We start from the raw sequence: 2586 nt of genomic DNA, 5'->3' as shown, positions 1-2586 counted from the left end.
ACACCGTCGCCGAGGCCAGGATGAACACCGGCGTCGCACCGTACCGGGCGCACACCCGCCGTAGCCTCCGCAGGACGTGCGCGACATGGGAACCGAAGACACCCCGATAACCGTGGCACTCGTCGACCACCACGTACCGAAGGCCCCGGAGGAAGGCGGCCCACCGCCGATGGGAAGGCAGGATGCCCTGGTGCAGCATGTCGGGGCTGGTCAGCACGAACGTGGCATGGGCACGGACCCAGTCGCGTTCGTACCCGGGCGTGTCACCGTCGTATGTGGCGGCGCGTACGCCGGTCAGGGTGAGCGCGCGAACCGCGCGGAGCTGGTCGTTGGCCAGCGCCTTGGTGGGGGCGAGATAGAATGCGCGAGCGGACGGCTCGGCGAGCAGGACGCTGAGCACCGGCATGAGATATCCCAGTGATTTACCCGACGCCGTACCTGTCGCGAGCACTACACTGCGGCCGGCGTGAGCATGTTCGGCGGCACGCGCCTGATGTGTCCACGGCGCGTCGATACCGGCGGCGCGCAGCCGGGAGACGAGTACGGGATCCGCCCAGGCGGGCCAGGGCGCTCTGGTGCCGGCTCTGGCCGGGACACGCTCCACATGTGTGACGCAACAGCTGCGACGGGCGTCTGCCCGCAACCGGTCGAGAACAGCCGCACCGCGATCCGGCGCACCCGGCTCCGGTGCGCTCGTCTGGACCGAGATTGTGTCCACGGTGGCCCAGCGTAGGCGAGGATGCCGGACGGATGCCCTGGTCCCGGCAGGATTCGCTCACCTGCGGCAGGCGGCCGCGAGGTTCGGCGGCCGGCGGGGCCGGCGGGGCCGGCGGGGCACGAACCGGGCGCCACCGGAGATCGCGTCTGCGAACCCCTGTGGCGCATGGGTAGCCTGCTGTGTCGCGGCGAGCCGGATTGATCCGGGCGTGGGAGGGTAGTGCCGCCGTGATGTCGGCCGTCCGGCCGGACGGCTGTGAAGCAGACGCAAGGAGGACCTGTGGACCTGTCCCTCACTACCCGCACGGAAGGGGACTTCACGATCGTCGTCGTAGGCGGCGAGATTGACGTCTACACTGCCCCGAAGCTGCGGGAACAACTGATCGATCTCGTATCGGGCGGTTCGTACCATCTCGTCGTCGACATGGAAGGGGTCGAGTTCCTCGACTCGACCGGTCTCGGGGTGCTTGTCGGCGGCCTCAAGCGGGTCCGGGCTCACGAGGGGACGCTGCGGCTCGTCTGCACCCAGGAACGGATTCTGAAAATCTTCCGGATCACCGGCCTGACGAAGGTCTTCCCGATCCACGCGTCTGTCGAGGAAGCACTTGCCGCCAAGGACTGAAGAACCAGAGGCAGCGCGATCATGATTCTTTCGCGTCCAGAGCTCCTGCCGTATCCGAGGTTCCCGCCGGAGCGGCACAGCGTGCCTGGAAGCCGATCCGGGGAATCCGCCGGGCTCAGGCCCACGGGCCGCCGGGTGGCCAGTTCCATCGAGAGACAGGTCATCGACGTATGTCCACCGTCGAGTTGCGCTTCGCGGCTCTTCCCGGACACGTCCGAACGGCCCGGATGATCGCAGCCGCGGTCAGCCGGCGTTCGGGCGTGCCGGAGGAGATCCTTGACGAGATCAAACTTGCGGTCGGCGAGGCATGTGCCCGAGCCGTCAGCGTCAACCGCCGGTTCGACCCGCAGGCTCCCGTGATCGTCCGGGTCAGTGACGGCGATGGTTCGTTCACGGTGTCGGTGGCCGACCGCGGGCCGCGGGAACGCGCTGCCTCGCCTGTGTCACCTATGGGATGCGATGCCTCGTCCTGGGGTCACGATGCCTCGCCCATGAACGGCCATGGACGGACCGACACGCCTGGATCACCCGGCAGCCGTCGTACGGTGACCGCATCCGCTTCCCCGCCCCCGCCCGCTGTCACCGGGCCGGTGGCTGCCGAGTCGATGGCTACCGAGCCGGTGGCTGCCGGCCCGCTGGCTGCCCAGCCGATGGCCGCCCGGTCAGCCGTCGCCGGGCCTGTGGTCACCCGTTCGCCTGTCACCGAGCCCACGGCTGTCAGCCCGGTCGCGTCCGCGGGCGGCATCTGGCGGCCGGACGAGGAGGAGGTGTGCTCCCCGGCGGTCCCGGGGATCGGTCTCGCCCTGATCGAGGGCCTGGTCGACGACTTCACCATTACCACGCGGACCGACCGAGCCGGCATGATCGTCACGATGCGCTGGGCAATGAAACCAGCACAGGAGAAACCGGCCACACCGGTCATGGCTCTCTGATCTCAGACGGCATGCCGCCGGCACGCCGACGCCGCCCCCGCCTCCAGCGGCCGGCGGTCTCCCGCCGGTAGCCGGCACGCCGACGCCGCTCCGGGCGCCGCGGGCTCCGTGGTGGCGGCCGTACGCCGGCCATCGCCACCAGCACATCGCAGCCCGACGCGTCGCGACACCGGACACGTCGACGCACCAGCGCCTACCCGCCAGTTCGGACCGGACGACACGGACGGAGCAGGCCGAAGGCCGGCTGTCGGAGTGAACAAGGACCCCAAACATCCACGGAATATCCCCCAAAGCACAATTTTGACCAGGTCTTGT

At 69.3% G+C, this 2586-nt stretch carries 2 protein-coding genes and 1 pseudogene; 2 read left to right on the top strand and 1 reads right to left on the bottom strand.

Annotated features, from left to right (window positions below):
• On the bottom strand, window positions 1-709 hold a 709-nt coding region (locus NBW84_RS12785), incomplete at its 3' end, for a DEAD/DEAH box helicase (protein ID WP_250284846.1).
• A gap of 288 nt (window positions 710-997) precedes the next feature.
• On the opposite strand from NBW84_RS12785, the gene NBW84_RS12780 reads away from it, so the two are divergent.
• Complete coding sequence (locus NBW84_RS12780) at window positions 998-1339, top strand: STAS domain-containing protein (protein ID WP_013875449.1); 342 nt, start codon at window positions 998-1000, stop codon at window positions 1337-1339.
• A gap of 170 nt (window positions 1340-1509) precedes the next feature.
• A pseudogene (locus NBW84_RS12775) lies at window positions 1510-1779 on the top strand (ATP-binding protein); the annotation flags it as partial.
• Window positions 1780-2586: the final 807 nt, after the last annotated feature.

Origin of the sequence: Protofrankia sp. CiP1_Cm_nod2 (genome assembly GCF_920664355.1) — a bacterium.
Lineage (GTDB): Bacteria > Actinomycetota > Actinomycetes > Frankiales > Frankiaceae > Protofrankia.
This window is presented reverse-complemented; position numbering and strand designations above follow the sequence as displayed.